The organism is Pseudomonas sp. TE3895, assembly GCF_056278855.1.
The window spans coordinates 535,118-554,180 of record NZ_JBWBQE010000001.1; the positions used below are offsets into that span (position 1 = coordinate 535,118).

Consider the following 19,063-nt stretch of genomic DNA (forward strand, 5'->3'; position numbering starts at 1 on the left):
GCCAAAACCTGCCATCCTGACCGAAATGTGGATCGAAAAAGGCACACCCGCCTTCATGAAAACCGTGCTGGCCTTGTTCAGCGGCGGTTTCGCCACCTTCGCCTTGCTGTACTGCGTACAGCCGATGATGCCTCTGCTATCCAGGGAGTTTGCCATCAATGCGGCGCAGAGCAGCCTGGTGCTGTCGGTGTCCACCGCCATGCTGGCGTTCGGCCTGCTGATCACCGGCCCCATTTCTGACCGCATCGGACGCAAGCCCGTGATGGTGTTCGCGCTGGTCTGCGCCGCACTGTCCACCTTGGCCAGCGCAGTGATGCCCAGCTGGGAGCTGGTACTGGCCACCCGCGCATTGGTCGGCCTGTCGCTGAGCGGCCTGGCGGCAGTGGCGATGACCTACCTGAGCGAAGAGATCCACCCGCAACACATTGGTCTGGCCATGGGCCTTTACATCGGCGGCAACGCGATTGGCGGCATGAGCGGGCGGCTCATCACTGGCGTACTGATCGACTTCGTCAGCTGGCACACGGCGATGCTGACCATTGGCGGCCTGGCCCTGGTGGCCGCGCTGGTGTTCTGGAAGGTGCTGCCGGAATCACGCAATTTCCGCGCACAGACGATGAACCCACGCAGCCTGCTGGACGGTTTTGTCATGCACTTCAAAGATGCAGGCCTGCCCTGGCTGTTTCTTGAAGCCTTCTTGCTGATGGGCGCCTTCGTCACCCTGTTCAACTACATCGGCTACCGCCTGCTGGCCGAGCCCTACCACATGAACCAGGCGCTGGTCGGCTTGCTGTCGGTGGTTTACCTGTCGGGTATCTACAGTTCGGCACAGGTCGGCGCGCTGGCGGACAAACTGGGCCGGCGCAAGGTGTTCTGGGCCAGTATCGTGGTAATGGCGGGTGGCTTGCTGATGACACTGGCCAGTCCGCTGGTGATGGTGATCGTGGGCATGCTGGTGTTCACCTTCGGCTTCTTTGGTGCGCACTCGGTGGCCAGCAGCTGGATCGGCCGCCGGGCGCTGAAGGCCAAGGGGCAGGCGTCGTCGCTGTACCTGTTCTGCTACTACGCTGGCTCCAGCGTGGCCGGTACGGCGGGCGGGGTGTTCTGGCACCAGTGGGGCTGGAACGGGATCGGGCTGTTCATTGGCAGCTTGCTGGCGGTGGCATTGCTGGTGGCGTTGCACCTGAGCAAGTTGCCACCCAAAACGGTGTGATGCATTCGTGGGCACGCCCGCACCCACAACCTGTGGGAGCGGGCGTGACCACGAAGAGGCCATCAGATCAGTTGATGATCTCGACAATATCCACATCCACTTCCCGGCTCATCAGGTGCTTTTCAACCTCACCGGTCAGCTTCACCTTGGTCTTGTCGTTGAACGGCGTCGGCGGCAGGTCCTCATCGTCGATCTCGACAGTGATGGTGCCGGTGTTGTCCTTGAACTCGTACTTGTCGTCGTTGTTGATCTTCTTGGTCACGAAGCCTTGCAGCACAACCGGAGTGTCATCGGCGGCGTCGTTGGCGGCGGCAACCGTGGTTACCGACTGGGCGCCAGGGCCGGTGTAGCCAGCGGCAAATGCGCCAGCGCTGAACAAGGGGGCGAGGATGAGGGCAAGATAACGGATTTTCATGAGGATCGGGTCCTGTTTCGGTTTCGATGGGACCAGATTAACGACGATCGCTGAATTAAAACTTAATGCAAAATAAAAGCCCGGCACATGACCGGGCTTATGGTTTCCGCGTGTCACCTCACTGGTGATACTGCGCCGACAGCTCGTGCACGGCGTTGATGAACACGCCGGCATGCTCCGGGTCGACTTCCGGGGTAATGCCGTGGCCAAGGTTGAACACATGACCGGTGCCGTGGCCATAGCTGGCCAGGATGCGCGCCACTTCCTTGCGAATGGCCTCGGGCTTGGCGTAAAGCACGGTCGGATCCATGTTGCCTTGCAAGGCTACTTTGTCCCCCACGCGGCGGCGGGCGTCGCCAATTTCGCAGGTCCAGTCCAGGCCCAGTGCGTCGGCACCTGCGTCGGCGATGCTTTCCAGCCACAAACCACCATTCTTGGTGAACAGGATCACCGGCACCTTGCGCCCCTCGTGCTCGCGGATCAGGCCGCTGACGATCTTGCGCATGTAGGCCAGTGAGAACTCCTGGTAGGCCGCCGCCGACAGGTTGCCGCCCCAGGTGTCGAAGATCTGCACGGCCTGGGCGCCGGCCAGGATCTGACCGTTAAGGTAGCTGGTGACCGACTGGGCCAGCTTGTCCAGCAGCAGGTGCAGGGCTTGCGGATTGTCGTAGGCCATGGCCTTGGTCTTGCGGAAGTCCTTCGACGAGCCGCCTTCGACCATGTAGGTGGCCAGGGTCCACGGGCTGCCGGAGAAGCCGATCAACGGCACACGGCCATTGAGCTCACGGCGAATGGTGCTGACCGCGTCCATCACGTAGCCGAGGTCTTTCTGTGGGTCCGGGACTGGCAGCGCTTCGATGTCGGCGGGGGTGCTGATGACCTTCTTGAAACGCGGGCCTTCGCCGGTTTCGAAGTACAGGCCCAGGCCCATGGCATCGGGAATGGTAAGGATGTCCGAGAACAGGATCGCTGCGTCCAGCGGGTAGCGGTCCAGCGGCTGCAGGGTGACCTCGCAGGCGAACTGCGGGTTCATGCACAGGCTCATGAAGTCACCGGCCTTGGCGCGGCTGGCGCGGTACTCCGGCAGGTAGCGGCCGGCCTGGCGCATCATCCACACCGGGGTGACGTCTACGGGTTGCTTGAGCAGTGCACGCAGGAAACGATCGTTCTTCAGGGCAGTCATGTCGGCATCCGGAAAAATAGTGCGGGCATTTTCTCAGACACCAGCGCAAAAGGCACGGCCATGACCATGTGTTTTGTCTATTGGATGCCACAGATCAAGCGTTTTTGTATACAAAAGCTTCGCGGGCATGCCCGCTACCACGGGTTCTACGCTTAACCCTGTGGGAGCGGGCATGCCCGCGAACAGGCCGAAAATCAGACTTCGAGGTAGTCCAGGATACCCTCGGCGGCCGTACGCCCTTCGAAGATCGCAGTCACCACCAGGTCCGAACCGCGCACCATGTCGCCACCGGCAAACACTTTCGGGTTGCTGGTCTGGTGCTTGAACTTGCCCTTCTCCGGGGCAACCACACGGCCCTGGCTGTCCAGCTGAATGCCATGCTGCTCAAACCACGGCGCCGGGCTCGGGCGGAAGCCGAAGGCGATTACCACGGCGTCTGCCGGCAGGATCTCTTCGGAGCCCGGGATTGGCTCAGGGCTGCGGCGCCCACGGGCATCAGGCTCGCCCAGGCGAGTCTCGACCACTTTGACGCCTTCGACCTTGTCCTCACCCACAATGGCGATGGGCTGGCGGTTGTAGAGGAACTTCACACCCTCTTCCTTGGCGTTCTTCACCTCTTTGCGCGAACCCGGCATGTTGGCTTCGTCACGACGATAAGCACAGGTCACTGCCTTGGCACCCTGACGGATCGAGGTACGGTTGCAGTCCATCGCGGTGTCACCACCACCCAGCACCACCACTTTCTTGCCCTGCATGTCGACGAAGTCTTCCGGCGACTTCTCGAAGCCCAGGTTGCGGTTGACGTTGGCGATCAGGAAGTCCAGTGCGTCATGCACGCCCGGCAGGTCTTCACCCGGGAAGCCGCCCTTCATGTAGGTGTAGGTACCCATGCCCATGAACACCGCGTCGTACTCGGCGAGCAGCTGTTCCATGGTCACGTCCTTGCCCACCTCGGTGTTCAGGCGGAACTCGATGCCCATGCCGGTGAACACTTCACGGCGGTTGCTGAGCACGGTCTTTTCCAGCTTGAACTCGGGGATACCGAAGGTCAGCAGGCCACCGATCTCAGGGTTTTTGTCGAACACCACCGGGGTTACCCCGGCGCGCACCAGCACGTCGGCGCAGCCCAGGCCCGCCGGGCCGGCGCCGATGATGGCAACGCGCTTGCCGGTTGGCTTGACCTTGGACATGTCCGGACGCCAGCCCATGGCGAAGGCGGTGTCGGTGATGTACTTCTCCACCGAGCCGATGGTCACCGCGCCGAAACCGTCGTTCAGGGTGCAGGCACCCTCGCACAGGCGGTCTTGCGGGCAAACACGGCCGCATACTTCCGGCAGGGTGTTGGTCTGGTGCGACAGTTCCGCCGCAGCCAGGATGTTGCCTTCGGAGACCAGCTTCAACCAGTTGGGGATGAAGTTGTGTACCGGGCACTTCCACTCGCAATACGGGTTACCGCAGCCCAGGCAGCGGTGCGCCTGCTCCACGGACTGCTGCGGCTTGAAAGGTTCGTAGATTTCCACGAACTCCTTCTTGCGCTGGCGCAGCAGCTTTTTCTTCGGGTCCTTTCGGCCCACTTCGATGAACTGGAAGTCGTTGTTCAGACGTTCAGCCATTTTTCAAAACCTCTTTACAGCAGCTGCAAGCTACACGCTGCAAGCCGCAAGACGATCACTTAAGCCGGGCAAACCTCTCACTGCCATTACGTGCAGCTCGAGGCTTGCCACTTGCAGCTGTTTTTACTGCGGGTTGGCACGGGTGCTGGACAGCAGCTGCTTCAGGTTGGCTGCCTTCGGCTTGACCAGCCAGAAGCGCCGCACGTAGTCGTCCAGGTTCTCCGAGAGCTCACGCCCCCACTCGCTGCCGGTCTCATCCACATACTCGGCAAGGACACGCGCCAGGTGGCTACGGTAGGCCTCCATCGCTTCGCCACTGATACGCTGGATTTCCACCAGCTCGTGGTTGAGCTTGTCGACGAAGCTATTGTCCATGTCGAGCACGTAGGCAAAGCCGCCAGTCATGCCAGAACCGAAGTTGTAACCGGTCTTGCCCAGAACGCAGACAAAGCCGCCGGTCATGTATTCACAGCAGTGATCGCCAGTGCCCTCGACAACAGCATGGGCGCCGGAGTTACGCACAGCGAAGCGCTCGCCCGCAGTACCTGCGGCAAACAGCTTGCCGCCAGTGGCACCGTACAGGCAGGTGTTGCCGACGATGGCGCTGTGCTGGGTTTCGAACGGGCTGCCGGCTGGCGGCACGATGGTGACCTTGCCACCGGTCATGCCTTTGCCGACGTAATCGTTGGCGTCGCCTTCCAGGTGCAGGTTAAGGCCACCGGCGTTCCACACACCAAAGCTCTGGCCCGCAGTCCCCTTGAAGCGGAAGGTGATCGGCGCCGCGGCCATGCCCTGGTTGCCGTGCAGGCGGGCGATTTCGCCCGACACACGCGCACCAATGGAGCGGTCGCAGTTGCAGATGTCGAGGCTGAACTCGCCACCCGCTTGGTCGCGGATGGCCGGCATGGCCATATCAACCATCTTCTCGGCCAACTCGCCCAGGTCGAACGGCGGGTTCTTGTCGACTCTTCGCAGAACTGCGGTTTGTCCGCCGGAATGTGCGAGCTGCCCAGCAGCGGCGACAGGTCCAGGTACTGCTGGCGTTCGGTGTCGCCTGGCAGCACTTCGAGCAGGTCGGTACGGCCGATCAGCTCGCCAAGGCTGTGCACACCCAGCTTGGCCAACCACTCTCGGGTTTCTTCGGCAACAAAGGTGAAGAAGTTGATCACCATGTCGACGGTGCCGATGTAGTGGTCCTTGCGCAGCTTGTCGTTCTGGGTGGCCACGCCGGTGGCGCAGTTGTTCAGGTGGCAGATGCGCAGGTACTTGCAGCCCAGGGCAATCATTGGCGCGGTACCAAAGCCGAAGCTTTCGGCACCGAGGATGGCCGCCTTGATCACGTCCAGGCCGGTTTTCAGGCCGCCGTCGGTCTGCACCCGCACCTTGCCACGCAGGTCGTTGCCACGCAGGGTCTGGTGGGTTTCCGCAAGGCCCAGCTCCCAAGGGGCGCCGGCGTATTTGATCGAGCGTCAGCGGCGAAGCACCGGTACCACCGTCGTAACCGGAGATGGTGATCAGGTCGGCATAGGCCTTGGCCACACCCGCGGCAATGGTGCCCACGCCCGCTTCGGCTACCAACTTGACCGATACCAGCGCCTGTGGGTTGACCTGCTTGAGGTCGTAGATCAGCTGGGCCAGATCTTCGATCGAGTAGATGTCATGGTGTGGCGGTGGCGAGATCAGGGTCACGCCCGGTACCGCATAACGCAGCTTGGCGATCAGGCCGTTGACCTTTCCGCCCGGCAACTGGCCGCCCTCACCCGGCTTGGCGCCCTGGGCAACCTTGATCTGCAGTACTTCGGCGTTGACCAGATACTCCGGGGTCACACCAAAACGGCCGGTGGCCACCTGCTTGATCTTCGAGCTCTTGATGGTGCCATAGCGCGACGGGTCTTCGCCGCCTTCACCCGAGTTGGAGCGTGCGCCCAGGCGGTTCATGGCCTCGGCCAGCGCTTCGTGGGCTTCCGGCGACAGTGCACCCAGCGAGATACCCGCCGAGTCGAAACGCTTGAGAATCGCCTCCAGCGGCTCGATCTGCTCCAGCGCCAGCGGTTGGTCGGCCACTTTCACCTTGAGCAAGTCACGAATCATCGACACCGGGCGCTGGTCCACCAGCGTGGTGTATTCCTTGAACTTGGCGTAGTCGCCCTGCTGCACGGCGGCTTGCAGGGTGTTGACCACATCCGGGTTGTAAGCGTGGTATTCGCCACCGTGGACGAACTTCAGCAGGCCACCTTGCTGGATCGGCTTACGCGCGCTCCAGGCTTCGGCCGCCAGCAGCTTCTGGTCGTTCTCCAGGTCTTCGAAGCGCGCACCCTTGATGCGGCTGGACACGCCCTTGAAGCTCAGGCCGACCACTTCCTCGGCCAGGCCAATGGCTTCGAACAGCTGTGCACCGCGGTACGAGGCGATGGTGGAGATACCCATCTTGGACAGGATCTTCAGCAGGCCCTTGGAGATACCTTTGCGGTAGTACTTGAACACTTCGTCCAGGTCGCCCAGCACTTCACCGGTACGGATCAGGTCAGCCAGTACTTCATACGCCAGGTACGGGTAAACGGCCGAGGCACCGAAGCCCAGCAGCACGGCGAAGTGATGCGGATCACGGGCGGTAGCGGTTTCCACCAGGATGTTGCTGTCGCAACGCAGGCCCTGTTCGGTCAGGCGGTGGTGCACTGCACCAACGGCCAGCGAAGCATGCACCGGCAGCTTGCCCGGGGCGATATAACGATCGCTCAGCACCAGCTGGGTCTTGCCCCCACGCACAGCTTCTTCGGCCTGGTCGGCAATGTTGCGGATGGCCGCTTCCAGGCCCACGCTCTGCTCATAGTTGAGGTCGATCAGCTGGCGGTCGAAGCCTTCGCGCTCCAGGCTCATCAGCGAACGCCACTTGGCGGGCGAGATGACCGGCGAGCTGAGGATGACCCGCGAAGCGTGCTCCGGGGACTCCTGGAAGATGTTGCGCTCTGCACCCAGGCAGATTTCCAGCGACATCACGATCGCTTCGCGCAGCGGGTCGATCGGCGGGTTGGTTACCTGAGCGAACTGCTGGCGGAAGAAGTCGTACGGCGAACGCACGCGCTGCGACAGCACGGCCATCGGCGTGTCGTCACCCATCGAGCCAACGGCTTCCTGGCCCTGCTCACCCAACGGGCGCAGTACCTGGTCACGCTCTTCGAAGGTGACCTGGAACATCTTCATGTATTGCTTGAGCTGGTCAGCGTCGTAGCTGGCCACACCCTGGTCGTCGGTCAGCGTCGCCTGGATGCGGGTGGCGTGCTGACGCAGCCAGCGCTTGTACGGGTGGCGCGACTTCAGGCGGTTGTCGATGGCATCGGTGTCGAGGATCTGGCCGGTTTCGGTGTCCACGGCAAGGATCTGACCTGGGCCGACCCGGCCCTTGGCCAATACTTCCTCAGGCTGGTAACCCCATACGCCGATTTCCGAGGCGATGGTGATGTAGCCATTGGTGGTGGTGACCCAACGCGCCGGGCGCAGGCCGTTGCGGTCGAGCAGGCACACCGCGTGGCGGCCTTCGGTCATGACGATACCGGCCGGGCCATCCCACGGCTCCATGTGCATGGAGTTGTATTCGTAGAAGGCGCGCAGGTCGGCGTCCATGGTCTCGACGTTCTGCCACGCTGGCGGTACCAGCATGCGCACGCCGCGGAACAGGTCGATGCCACCGGTGACCATCAGTTCCAGCATGTTGTCCATGCTGGACGAGTCGGAGCCGACGCGATTGACCAGCGGGCCGAGCTCTTCGAGGTCGGGGATCTGGTCATTGGCGAACTTGGTGCGACGAGCAACGGCCCAGTTACGGTTGCCGGTGATGGTGTTGATCTCGCCGTTATGGGCGAGGAAGCGGAACGGCTGCGCCAGCGGCCATTTCGGCAGGGTGTTGGTGGAGAAGCGCTGGTGGAACACGCAGATCGCGGTTTGCAGGCGCTCGTCACCCAGGTCTGGATAAAACGCCGCGAGATCGCGCGGCATCATCAGGCCTTTGTAGATGATGGTCTTGTGCGAGAAGCTGCAGATGTAGTGGTCGGCGTCGTGGGCGTTGGCCACCGACGAACGACGACGGGCACTGAACAGCTTGATGGCAAATTCCTGGTCGCTCAGGCCTTCACCGCCAATGAACACCTGCTCGATCTGCGGCAGGCGCTCGAGGGCCAGGCGGCCGAGTACGCTGGTGTCGATCGGCACCTTGCGCCAGCCGACCAGTTTCAGGCCAGCGGCGACGATCTCGCGGTCCATGTTGGCGCGGGCAGCTTCGGCTTTGACCGGGTCCTGGTTGAAGAACACCATGCCGACAGCGTACTGCTTGGGCAGCTCGACCGCGAAGTGCTCCTGGGCCATGGCACGCAGGAATTGATCGGGCTTCTGCATGAGCAGACCGCAACCGTCACCGGTCTTGCCGTCGGCATTGATGCCGCCGCGGTGGGTCATGCACGTCAGCGCCTGCATGGCGGTTTGCAGAAGGTGGTGGCTCGGCTCACCCGTCATATGGGCGATCAGGCCAAAACCACAGTTGTCCTTGAATTCTTCGGGATGGTACAGACCTGTTTTCATAGACACATTCTCACCAGGTTCACCTCTCAACGGAGGTAAATCTCTTTTTTAACAACCACTTACCATCCACGCCGATCAAACGCCAGCTTTTTTGCGGTGGTCATGGAAAACCATTGTTGCACAGCGACAGCGACGCCCACAAATTTTCATGTCTCATCATTGAAAATTTATGTCGCAATTTTGAATGTTTTTGCGCCATGCGCCGTGATAGCGGCTTGGCTCGAGTCTGAAGCGTTTCAGCCATGACTGCAACTAGGGGCTTGTGGCCGGCAGTCCGGGACAGAAAAGCCTGCCGCGCTCGGGCGCAGCAGGCTAGTCGAAAGCTAGAATTCGCTTAGCTACTGGGCGGCGGGGTGATGCCGCCCGGAAGGTATCAGCGGGCCGTGGCCAGCTCTTGTTGGACGCTGCCGACGGTACGTGGCCAAGGTTTACCAGCCTGGACCTTCGCTGGCAAGTTCTTGATTGCCGCTACCGCTGCGTCGCGGTTGGCGAAACTGCCGTAAGTCACGACGTACAAGGGTTTGCCCTGCAGGTTTTTCTTGAAGTAGCGATAGTCGCCACCCTGGGCCTTGACGTAAGCCTGGGCCGACGCCTCGGAGCTGGTACCGAGGATCTGCACCACGTAATTGCCCGGCTTCTGTCCGGCATACCAGCCGCTGTTGCCAGCGCTAGCGGGGGCTGGTTTTTCGGCTGGTTTTTCGGCAGCTTTGGCGGCCGGCTTGGCCACGGCGACCTGGGTCGGCGCTGGTGCTGGCTTGGCCGGTGCAACCGGTTTCGCGGGCTGGGTTGCAACAGGCTTGGGCGCAGGCGCAACCGACTGAACTGGCTGGGCCGGCGCAGGCGCCGGGCCAGCTGGCACACCTTGTGGCGGAGCGATGGTGGTCACGGTGGGTGGCGGGTTGCCAGGCTGCAGCGCGGTGTCGACAGCCGGGCCTCCCTCTTCACCCTCGCCCATGCCTGCGGCTTGGGCCAGCGGCTCGCGCATCACCGGCTGCGACTGGCCAACCAGTGGCAGCGGCATTGGCTGGGACGAGCCAGAGAACTCGATGGCAGCACCCTGCTTGCCGTCACCCAGCGGCAACTGGGCCTGGGCGGCCGGCGCTTCGGCAGGGGCCTTGTCGCCTTTCTTGGGCATCAATACCGCGGCCGCAACGGCAACCACGACCACAGCGGACAGTGCGAGCACATGTTTTTTAGGCATCTTGAACCCCATGGTTGGTCGCTTGGCCGTCGAGCGGCTGGCGATCATGGCTTCGATCAAAGTGTCACGGGCGACCTGATTGATGTTGCCAGGCCAGCCGTCGGAGTTTTCATGGATATCGGCGATCTGTTCACGGCTGAACACCTCGATGCCCCGACCAGCCCCTTCCAGGCGCTGTTCCAGGTACTCGCGGGTTTCTTCTTCACTGTAGGGCGCAAGCTCGATGATGTGGAAACGTTCTTCCTCGACATTGAGCTCATCCAGCCCGGCAATCAGCGATGGCTCACCGAACAGAAACACGTGCGGACGCCCTTCAGGAACCCCCGCCGCCAACTCCAGCAACGCTTGGAGTGCCGACTCGTCGAGTTGTTCCGCATCGTCCACCAGCAAATACACTTCCTGCCCGGTCAGTGCCAGCTGCACCACCTTCGACAGGATCGCCTGCACCTCGGGCTGGGCCACACCCAGCTCCTGCGCGACCTGCGCGAGCATACTGGAGGCATCGCTGGCGCTGCGGGCCGACACCACCACACTTTGCACAGTCTGCTTGTTGGTGCTGGCCACCAGGGCCTGGCGAAGTAGCGACTTGCCGCTGCCCAACGGGCCGCTGACCACCAGCATCAACTGGCTATAGCGCGCCAGGTGGTGCAGTTGGCCAAGCACCGGTTTGCGCTGGGCCGGGAAGAACTTGAAGCCAGGTACGCGGGGCGCGAACGGATCATGGCTCAACTGGTAATGGTCGAGAAAGGCCTCATCGGCATGCAAACTTGTCATTGCGCTGTCACAACCTCAAAGCTGGGCCACGATCGCGCGGTAATCCGCCGACAGCGTGGCCTGAAGAATCTCTTTCGAATAGTCGTCGGTCACCACGGCCTCGCCCATCTGGCGCAGCAGCACCAAACGCAAACGACCGTCGAGCACCTTCTTGTCGACCGCCATGTGCTCCATGAAATGCGCCGGGGTCATTTCCTGTGGTGGCACCACCGGCAAACCTGCGTCCTGCAACAGGCGGATTCCACGATCGCGCTCAGCCTGGTCGATCCAGCCAAGGCGCATGGACATTTCCAGGGCCATCACTGTGCCCGCCGCGACAGCCTCGCCGTGCAGCCACACGCCATAGCCCATGTGGGTTTCGATAGCATGCCCGAAGGTATGCCCCAGGTTCAGCGTGGCCCGTACGCCCGACTCGCGCTCGTCAGCACCCACCACTGCGGCCTTGGCCGCGCAAGAGCGGCGGATCGCCTCGGTCAGGGCTGCCGAATCGAGGGCACGCAGTGCCTTCATATTGTCTTCGAGCCAGGCGAGGAATGGCTTGTCGCAAATCAGGCCGTACTTGATCACTTCGGCCAGACCTGCAGACAGCTCGCGCGCTGGCAGGGTCTTGAGGCTGGTGGTATCGATCAGCACCGCCTTGGGCTGATAGAACGCACCGACCATGTTCTTGCCCAGCGGATGATTGATGCCGGTCTTGCCACCTACGGAAGAGTCGACCTGGGACAACAGGGTAGTCGGCACCTGGATGAAATCGACGCCGCGCTGGTAGCAGGCAGCTGCGAAACCAGCCATGTCACCAATCACGCCACCACCCAGCGCGACCACAGTAGTACGACGATCATGCCGAGCTGTCAGCAGGCCATCGAAGATCAGCTGCAATGTTTCCCAGTTCTTGTGGGCTTCCCCATCGGGCAACACCACGGGCAGTACCGAGTAGGCTCCGAGGGCCTTGCTCAGGCGTTCGAGATACAGCGGCGCGACGGTCTCGTTGGAAACGATGGCAACCTGCCGACCCGCAATGTGCGGCGCCAGCAGCTCAGGCTGGTCCAGCAGGCCTTCGCCAATGTAGATCGGGTAGCTACGCTCGCCCAGGTCGACCTTTAGTGTCTGCATGTATCCCCACAATGTACTTGGGCGCGGCGCCATCCGGCGACCTGCGCGGTAACGTTGAGCCTCGCCTCGGCGCTGGAGGCCGAGAATAGTCCCGGGTTAACGGGGCGGCAACTGCTGCAAGCGCTCGAGAATATCGATCACCACCATGCGTGGTGGCCGCTCGTCGGTTTCAACCACCAGGTCGGCGATCTCGCGGTAGAGCGGGTCGCGGGTTTCCAGCAAGGTGCGCAAGGTCGCCTCGGGATTGGCCGTGCGCAGCAGCGGGCGATTGCGGTCGCGCGCGGTGCGACCGACTTGCTGCTCGACCGAAGCATGCAGGTAGATCACCCGGCCACCCTGATGCAGCGCCTGCCGGTTGGCTTCGCGCATCACCGCGCCACCGCCGGTGGCCAGCACCACACCGTCGAGCGCGCACAACTCGGCAATCATCGCTTGCTCGCGATCACGGAAACCCGGCTCGCCTTCCTTGTCGAATATCCACGGGATGTTTGCGCCGCATCGCAGTTCGATTTCCTTGTCGGAATCCTTGAACAGCAGGCGCAGCTCTTTGGCCAACAGGCGTCCGATGGTGCTTTTACCAGCGCCCATGGGCCCCACAAGTATCAAATTTCGCACAGAATCAACGACTCACAGCAATCGCCTGGTCACTCATGATACGCGGAGTCAGGAAGACCAGCAGCTCGGATTTTTTCTCTTGTAATGCATCGCGTCGAAACAGCCGCCCAACATACGGCAGATCGCCGAAAAATGGCACCTTGTCGACCACATTGTTTTGCGAAGTCGAGTAGACGCCACCAATCACGATCGTTTCGCCGTCAGCCACACGAACCTTGGCATTGACCTCGTTCTTGCGGATCGGCGGTACGTTGTTCAAGGCATTGACGTAATCCGGCTCGTCCTTGGTCACCCGGACGGTCATGATCACCTTGTTGTCCGGGGTGATCTGTGGCGTTACTTCCAGCGACAGCGAGGCTTCGCGAAACGATACCGAAGTAGCGCCGCTTTGGCTCGTTTCCTGGTAAGGCACCTCGGTACCCTTGAGGATCCTCGCCGTTTCCTTGTCAGCCGTGACCACCTTGGGCTGCGAAATGATCTCGCCGTTGCCGCTTTTTTCCATGGCACTGAGCTCCAGGTCCAGCAACACGTCACCGCGCAACAAACCCAGGCCGATACTGCTGCCGGCTCGCTCCAGACCGAGGTCGACGAACAGCTCCTTGCCGGGGCGCAGTTTCTCGCCGTACAGCGGCCCACCCCAGCGTACCCCCAGGCTTTTCTCATAATCGACGTTGGCCTCGACGATACGCGCCTCGATCGCTACCTGGCGCACCGGCACATCCAACTGCGCCACCAGCTGGCGTAACTCGGCCAGGCGGTCAGCGGGCAGGTACACCACCAGCGTATTGGTGCGCTCATCGACACTCAAGCTAGCCGGAGGGATGCCGTCACCCTCCAGGCCTGCCAGCAGCAACTGCGCCAGATCGGCGGCCTTGGCGTGGTGAATGGGCAGCAGCTCCCGACGCAATGGCTGCAGGTGCGCATCCAGCGCCTGACTCACCCGGGCGTCTGCTGATTGCGCGGCAAACTCGGCTGCAGGTGCCACCAACAGCACATTGCCCTCCTGGCGCCGGGACAGGCCCTTGCTACGCAGCACCAGGTCAAGCGCCTGATCCCACGGCACGTCCTGCAAACGCAAAGTGACACTGCCTTGTACCGCATCACTGGCGACCAGGTTGACGCCGGCGTAGTCAGCCAGCACCTGCAGCACCGCACGCACCTCAACATCCTGGAAGTTCAGCGACAGGGGTTCACCCTGGTAAGGCGTCGCCGAAGCCAGCGGGATCGACAGCAGGGTTGCCAACAGGTAGTTCATCCACGTTTTCATTCGGGTCCGAGGCCTCCTTGCCCAGGCGCTTGGTGAGGGTGATGAACGCCGTGCGCTCGTGCCATACCCCCGCCATGAACAGCCGCTCACGCACTTCGACCTGACGTTGGTCTACATGCATCACTACCCCCCGATCACGCCCTACCCGGTCGCCCGGGCGTACGCGATAGAGCTTGCCAGCCGCCATCAGCAGAGCCTCGTGTGCCGCCCCGCGCGCCAGGCTGCCGACCATTTCCAGCTGCGCCAACGGCACGCCGACCAGCCCGGCGCTGGCCACTCGCGCCGCAGCGGGCGCAAACGGGTCCACTTCAGGTGCAGCCATTGCGGTCCTTGCCGGCAGGTGCGCCAGCATTACAGGTGCCTTCATGGGCGTAGCCGCGTGATAGGCATCAACCCGCAACTGCAGGCGCAACAGTCCAGGCTGGCGATCAACGGTTGCCAGGCTCATGTCACCGCTGCGCAGAATCCGTGCCTGCCCTAACCAGTCGCCCAGCCACAGTCGCAAGGCCGAGTAACGCCCTACCACTTGCACCACCAGCGGTACCTTACTGAATCCGGCCTGTTGCTCGCCCTCACCTACATCGAGTCGCTCGACAAGCAAGCCGTGCGCATGCCCCGACACTGCCAGACGCTCAAGCAGGTCGCTCATGCTCTCCCCGGCCGCCAGGTACCAGTGCGCCGCTTGCAACCGCTGTTCGGCAATCACCGTTAGAGCCTTCAGCCGCTCCAGTTCGGCCAACTGCGCTGCACTGGCTGCCTGCAGCTGGTTCAACTCGACATGCCTGGCATCCTCCCGCGCCTGCTGCTGTAACAGGGCGGGCAGGCGCATCGCGCAGCCCAGGCTGAACAACACAACAGCGATCAGCACTGGCGCCAGCCGTCGGAAGCGGCCTGAGCCCTCGACCACCGCCAGCCAAGCGAGCATCTTCGCGGTACTCACGACCAGAACGCCGCAACGCGAGCGGTCAGCAGAAACTCATCGCCGTCCGGCAGGCTCTTGATGCGTTTGAGTTCCAGATCGAGCAAAACGCTCGAGCGGTTCAAGTCGCGCATGAACTGAGCAACCACAGCACCGGACGCAGCCACCCCTGTCATCTGCAAGCGGCCACTATCAAGGCTCAGGTCAAGTAGCTGCACACCTTCAGGCAACGCCCCTTCAAGGTCGGCGAAGACACCGGCCAATACACCCTGATGGGCGCGCAGGCCTTCCAGGGCCACCGCACGGGCAAGTAGCGCTTCATGCTGCGCACGCACGTCGGCCAGCGACTGCAACTGCTCATCCTGTGCATCAAGGGTCGCTTGGCGCTGGGTATTGGCCAGCACCTGCTGATGCCCGCGTTGGCGGGCCAGCTGATCGACCAGCATCACGGCGCACAAAGCCAAGAGTGCACCACCCACCAGCTGGCCTCGAAAGCGCCGCAGCGCCGCCTGACGCTGCCGTTCGCGCCAGGGTAGAAGGTTCAGTCGCATCATGGGCGCAAACCTCCCAAGGCCAAGGCGCAGGCCAGGAGCATCGCCCCATCAACATGCTCAAGCCCTGCCAGCCCAGGCAGGTACGTGCACCGCACATTCAGCCGGCTGCCAAGGCCTTGCAGCCAGCCCGGATTGATCGATGAGCTGCTGGCAACCCACAACCCCGCAGGCAGGCTCTGCCTGGCAAGTAAAGCCTGCAGGCGCTCTGACCATTGCCCGTTCATATCCGGGCCAGTCGTTTGTAGTTCACAGCGCTGGTACACCCTGCCCGGCTGCCAGTCATGAAGCGTTACGCTGCGGGTTTCGACACGCAGCAGTGCTGCTCCCTCAAGGCCACCCTGTGGCAACATGCGGCACAAGGCAATGTTGTCGACCTCGACGGCTTCCAACTGCAAGCCCGCCTCCTCGACGACGGCTTCGAGTGACGCCAGCGCACTCTGTCGACAGGCAGCAACCATTACCTCTGAGCAACCTGGCTGGTCATGGGAAGCCCCCATGACCTGAAAATCCAAGGCCAGGTCTTCCAGCGGAAACGGAAACAGCCGCTCTGCATCGGCAAGCAGTTGTGCCTCCAACTGCGCCCCGCTCTGCTCCACCGGCAGATGGCACAACTTGCAGATAACCTGACTGGCCGGCAGTGCCAGCGCTACCCGGCGCTGCCTGAGGCCGCTGCGCCGGTAAGCCCGCTGCAGCGCAGCCACCACCACCCCAGGCGCCTCAGCCCAGTCATTGGCCAGCGGCGCCTGAAACAGCTCTTGTGCCGCCCCCATCACACGCCAGCGTCGATTGCGCTGCTGCAGTTGCATGATCCGAACGGCGTCGGGCGTGATTTCCACCCCCACCAGTGAACCGGCATCCTTGCCGAAGCGTCCAAACATCGCGACTCCTTTGCTGTCTGTTGCAGCTGCCAAGCGCAGCCACCTGTCGCAACCCCGCGGCAACACTGGGCCGGGGCTACTCATCGAGTCGACGGGTAGCCTGGCCGGTCACCCGGAGAGGCGAAAAATGCTTATAATGCCCAGCGTTTTTTGGTCCACCGGACCTGCGTGCAATCCACTCCCAACCTGGACACCGAAAAGCCTTGATACGTCTGCTGAAGTTCTTCTGGTGGTCTTCCGTCGCAGTCATCTGCGCGCTCGTACTCGGTGTGAGCGGTGCGTTTCTGTATCTTAGCCCCAGCCTGCCCTCGGTCGAGTCCCTCAGAAGCATCCAGTTGCAGATCCCCCTCCGGGTGTACAGCAGCGATGGCAAGCTGATTGCCGAATTCGGCGAAATGCGCCGCTCGCCGATCCGCTTCGCGGAAATCCCCCCACAATTCATTCAGGCGTTGCTGTCAGCCGAGGACGACAATTTCCTCAACCACTACGGTGTCGACCCCAGCAGCCTGATGCGCGCCGCGACCCAGCTGGTGAAAACCGGTCATATCCAGACCGGCGGCAGCACCATCACCATGCAGGTGGCGAAAAACTTCTTCCTCACCAGCGAACGCAGCTTCTCACGCAAGACCAACGAAATCCTGCTGGCCCTGCAGATCGAGCGTGAGCTGACCAAGGACGAAATCCTTGAGCTGTACGTGAACAAGATCTACCTGGGCAACCGCGCCTACGGTATCGATGCAGCAGCACAGGTGTATTACGGCAAGTCCATCCGTGACGTGAGCCTGGCGCAGATGGCGATGATCGCCGGCCTGCCCAAGGCACCGTCGCGCTTCAACCCGCTGGCCAACCCGGTGCGCGCCAAAGAGCGCCGCGACTGGATCCTTGGGCGCATGTACAAGCTAGGCAAGATCGACCAGGCCAGCTACGAGGCCGCCCTGGCCGAGCCGCTCAACGCCAGCTATCACGTGCCGACGCCTGAGGTGAATGCCCCGTACATCGCCGAAATGGCCCGCGCGGAAATGGTCGGCCGTTACGGCAGCGACGCCTACACCGAAGGCTTCCGCGTCACGACCACCGTGCCTAGCGACATGCAGGAAATGGCCAACAAGGCCGTCCTCAAGGGCCTCTCCGATTACGATGAGCGCCACGGCTACCGTGGCCCTGAAGCACGCTTCCCGGGCCGCACCCAGGCAGCGTGGCTGCAGGAGCTGGGCAAGCAACGCACCCTTGGCGGCCTGGAGCCAGCCATTGTCACCCAGGTGGAACACACCGGCCTCAAGGTGCTGACCCGTGACGGCCAAGAGGCGCAGGTTGCCTGGGACACCATGAAATGGGCGCGCCCGTTCATCAACAACAACGCCCAGGGCCGTTCACCGCAGTCGCCGGCCGACGTGGCCCAGGTCGGTGACCTGGTGCGCCTGCAACGCCTTGACGATGGCACATTGAAGTTCAGCCAGGTGCCCGTTGCGCAGAGCGCCCTGGTCACCCTCGACCCGAACAGCGGCGCCATCCGCGCCCTGGTCGGCGGTTTCTCGTTCGAGCAGAGCAACTACAACCGCGCCGTGCAGGCCAAGCGCCAACCGGGCTCAAGTTTCAAACCATTCATCTACAGCGCCGCGCTGGACAGCGGCTACACCGCTTCCAGCCTGGTCAACGATGCGCCGATCGTGTTCGTTGACGAGTCGGTGGATAAAGTGTGGCGACCGAAGAACGATACCAACACCTTCCTCGGCCCTATCCGCATGCGTGAGGCGCTGTACAAGTCACGCAACCTGGTGTCGATCCGCCTGCTGCAAGCCATGGGCGTGGACCGCACCATCGACTACATCGCCAAGTTCGGCTTCAACAAGCAGGACCTGCCGCGCAACCTGTCGCTGGCCCTGGGCACCGCCACCCTGACCCCGATGGAAATCGCCACCGGCTGGAGCACCTTTGCCAACGGTGGGTACAAGATCACCCCGTACCTAATCGAGCGCATCGAGAGCCGCAGCGGCGAGACACTGTTCACCGCCAACCCGGCCCGCGTACCGCAAGGTGCCGAAGACCAGGCGGGCCTGGCCGCACCCGAGCAGCCAATCAGCACTGCCGCCATGCCAGGCGAGGCACCTTCTGCCTTCAGCCAGGTGGCCGCGGCACCGCAAGTGCCGGCAGTGGCTGAACAAATCATCGACGGGCGTACCACCTACATCCTCACTAGCATGCTGCAGGACGTGATCAAGCGCGGCACCGGCCGCCGGGCGCTGGCCTTGGGCCGCACCGACCTGGCGGGCAAGACGGGTACGACCAACGAATCCAAGGACGCCTGGTTCTCCGGTTACAACGCCGATTACGTGACTACCGTTTGGGTCGGCTTCGACCAACCGGAAACCCTCGGCCGCCGCGAATATGGCGGGACTGCGGCACTGCCGATCTGGATGAACTTCATGGGCGCGGCGCTCAAGGACAAGCCTGCGCATGCCCCGGCAGAGCCGGAGGGCATTCTCAGCTTGCGCGTCGACCCGGTCAGCGGGCGCGCGGCATCGCCGAGCACACCGAATGCCTACTTCGAGCTGTTCAAAGCCGAAGATTCGCCGCCGTCGGTGGACGAGCTGGGCAATGGCGCGGCACCGGGCAGCCCGCTGCCAGCCGATGAAGCGACGCCAATGGATCTGTTCTAAGGCAGGGCGCCTGACTCAGGTTTTGCGTGGGCGCGTGAATCGAGCGCCGCCCGCGCGGCGCATCGCGACGCAAGGCCGCTCCCATATCT

General features: G+C 62.6%; 12 protein-coding genes and 1 pseudogene. 2 read left to right on the top strand and 11 right to left on the bottom strand.

Features of this window, described 5'->3' with window-relative positions:
- The first annotated feature begins 25 nt into the window (after window positions 1-25).
- Window positions 26-1,213: an MFS transporter gene (locus ACZ889_RS02330; RefSeq protein ID WP_223279186.1), complete on the top strand. Its 1,188-nt coding sequence runs from the start codon at window positions 26-28 to the stop codon at window positions 1,211-1,213.
- Between the two features lie 67 nt (window positions 1,214-1,280).
- Here ACZ889_RS02330 and ACZ889_RS02335 read toward each other — a convergent pair whose 3' ends face one another.
- The 11 genes and pseudogenes from ACZ889_RS02335 to pilM all read right to left on the bottom strand — a co-directional run bounded on the left by ACZ889_RS02335 (window position 1,281) and on the right by pilM (window position 16,317).
- Entirely contained in the window at window positions 1,281-1,628 is a 348-nt protein-coding gene (locus ACZ889_RS02335; protein ID WP_003249161.1) for a YgiW/YdeI family stress tolerance OB fold protein, read from the bottom strand.
- 118 nt (window positions 1,629-1,746) lie between these two features.
- Complete coding sequence (gene hemE, locus ACZ889_RS02340; protein ID WP_003249158.1) at window positions 1,747-2,811, bottom strand: uroporphyrinogen decarboxylase; 1,065 nt, start codon at window positions 2,809-2,811, stop codon at window positions 1,747-1,749.
- A 194-nt stretch (window positions 2,812-3,005) separates the two neighbouring features.
- Window positions 3,006-4,424, bottom strand: a complete 1,419-nt coding sequence (locus ACZ889_RS02345; RefSeq protein ID WP_003249156.1) for an FAD-dependent oxidoreductase — start codon at window positions 4,422-4,424, stop codon at window positions 3,006-3,008.
- Between the two features lie 123 nt (window positions 4,425-4,547).
- A pseudogene (gene gltB, locus ACZ889_RS02350) lies at window positions 4,548-8,996 on the bottom strand (glutamate synthase large subunit).
- 373 nt (window positions 8,997-9,369) lie between these two features.
- Window positions 9,370-10,971 (bottom strand): SPOR domain-containing protein, encoded by a 1,602-nt coding sequence (locus ACZ889_RS02355; protein ID WP_003249151.1) that lies wholly within the window; start codon window positions 10,969-10,971, stop codon window positions 9,370-9,372.
- A gap of 15 nt (window positions 10,972-10,986) precedes the next feature.
- Window positions 10,987-12,084, bottom strand: coding sequence for a 3-dehydroquinate synthase (gene aroB, locus ACZ889_RS02360; RefSeq protein ID WP_180689134.1), 1,098 nt, complete (start codon window positions 12,082-12,084; stop codon window positions 10,987-10,989).
- A gap of 96 nt (window positions 12,085-12,180) precedes the next feature.
- Window positions 12,181-12,699, bottom strand: a complete 519-nt coding sequence (gene aroK / locus ACZ889_RS02365) for a shikimate kinase AroK (protein WP_010955625.1) — start codon at window positions 12,697-12,699, stop codon at window positions 12,181-12,183.
- 4 nt (window positions 12,700-12,703) lie between these two features.
- The gene (locus tag ACZ889_RS02370) at window positions 12,704-13,966 is read right to left on the bottom strand and encodes a type IV pilus secretin PilQ (protein ID WP_180689133.1); all 1,263 of its coding nucleotides are present in this window, start codon (window positions 13,964-13,966) and stop codon (window positions 12,704-12,706) included.
- Window positions 13,890-14,891: a pilus assembly protein PilP gene (locus tag ACZ889_RS02375; protein WP_476258009.1), complete on the bottom strand. Its 1,002-nt coding sequence runs from the start codon at window positions 14,889-14,891 to the stop codon at window positions 13,890-13,892. The genes ACZ889_RS02370 and ACZ889_RS02375 overlap by 77 nt, the downstream gene beginning before the upstream one ends.
- An 11-nt stretch (window positions 14,892-14,902) precedes the next feature.
- Window positions 14,903-15,439, bottom strand: a complete 537-nt coding sequence (locus ACZ889_RS02380; protein WP_004575490.1) for a PilN domain-containing protein — start codon at window positions 15,437-15,439, stop codon at window positions 14,903-14,905.
- The gene (gene pilM / locus ACZ889_RS02385) at window positions 15,436-16,317 is read right to left on the bottom strand and encodes a type IV pilus biogenesis protein PilM (protein ID WP_180689132.1); all 882 of its coding nucleotides are present in this window, start codon (window positions 16,315-16,317) and stop codon (window positions 15,436-15,438) included. Before pilM ends, ACZ889_RS02380 begins: the two co-directional genes overlap by 4 nt.
- 206 nt (window positions 16,318-16,523) lie before the next feature.
- On the opposite strand from pilM, the gene ACZ889_RS02390 reads away from it, so the two are divergent.
- The gene (locus ACZ889_RS02390; protein ID WP_374222551.1) at window positions 16,524-18,974 is read left to right on the top strand and encodes a penicillin-binding protein 1A; all 2,451 of its coding nucleotides are present in this window, start codon (window positions 16,524-16,526) and stop codon (window positions 18,972-18,974) included.
- The last annotated feature ends 89 nt before the right edge of the window (window positions 18,975-19,063 follow it).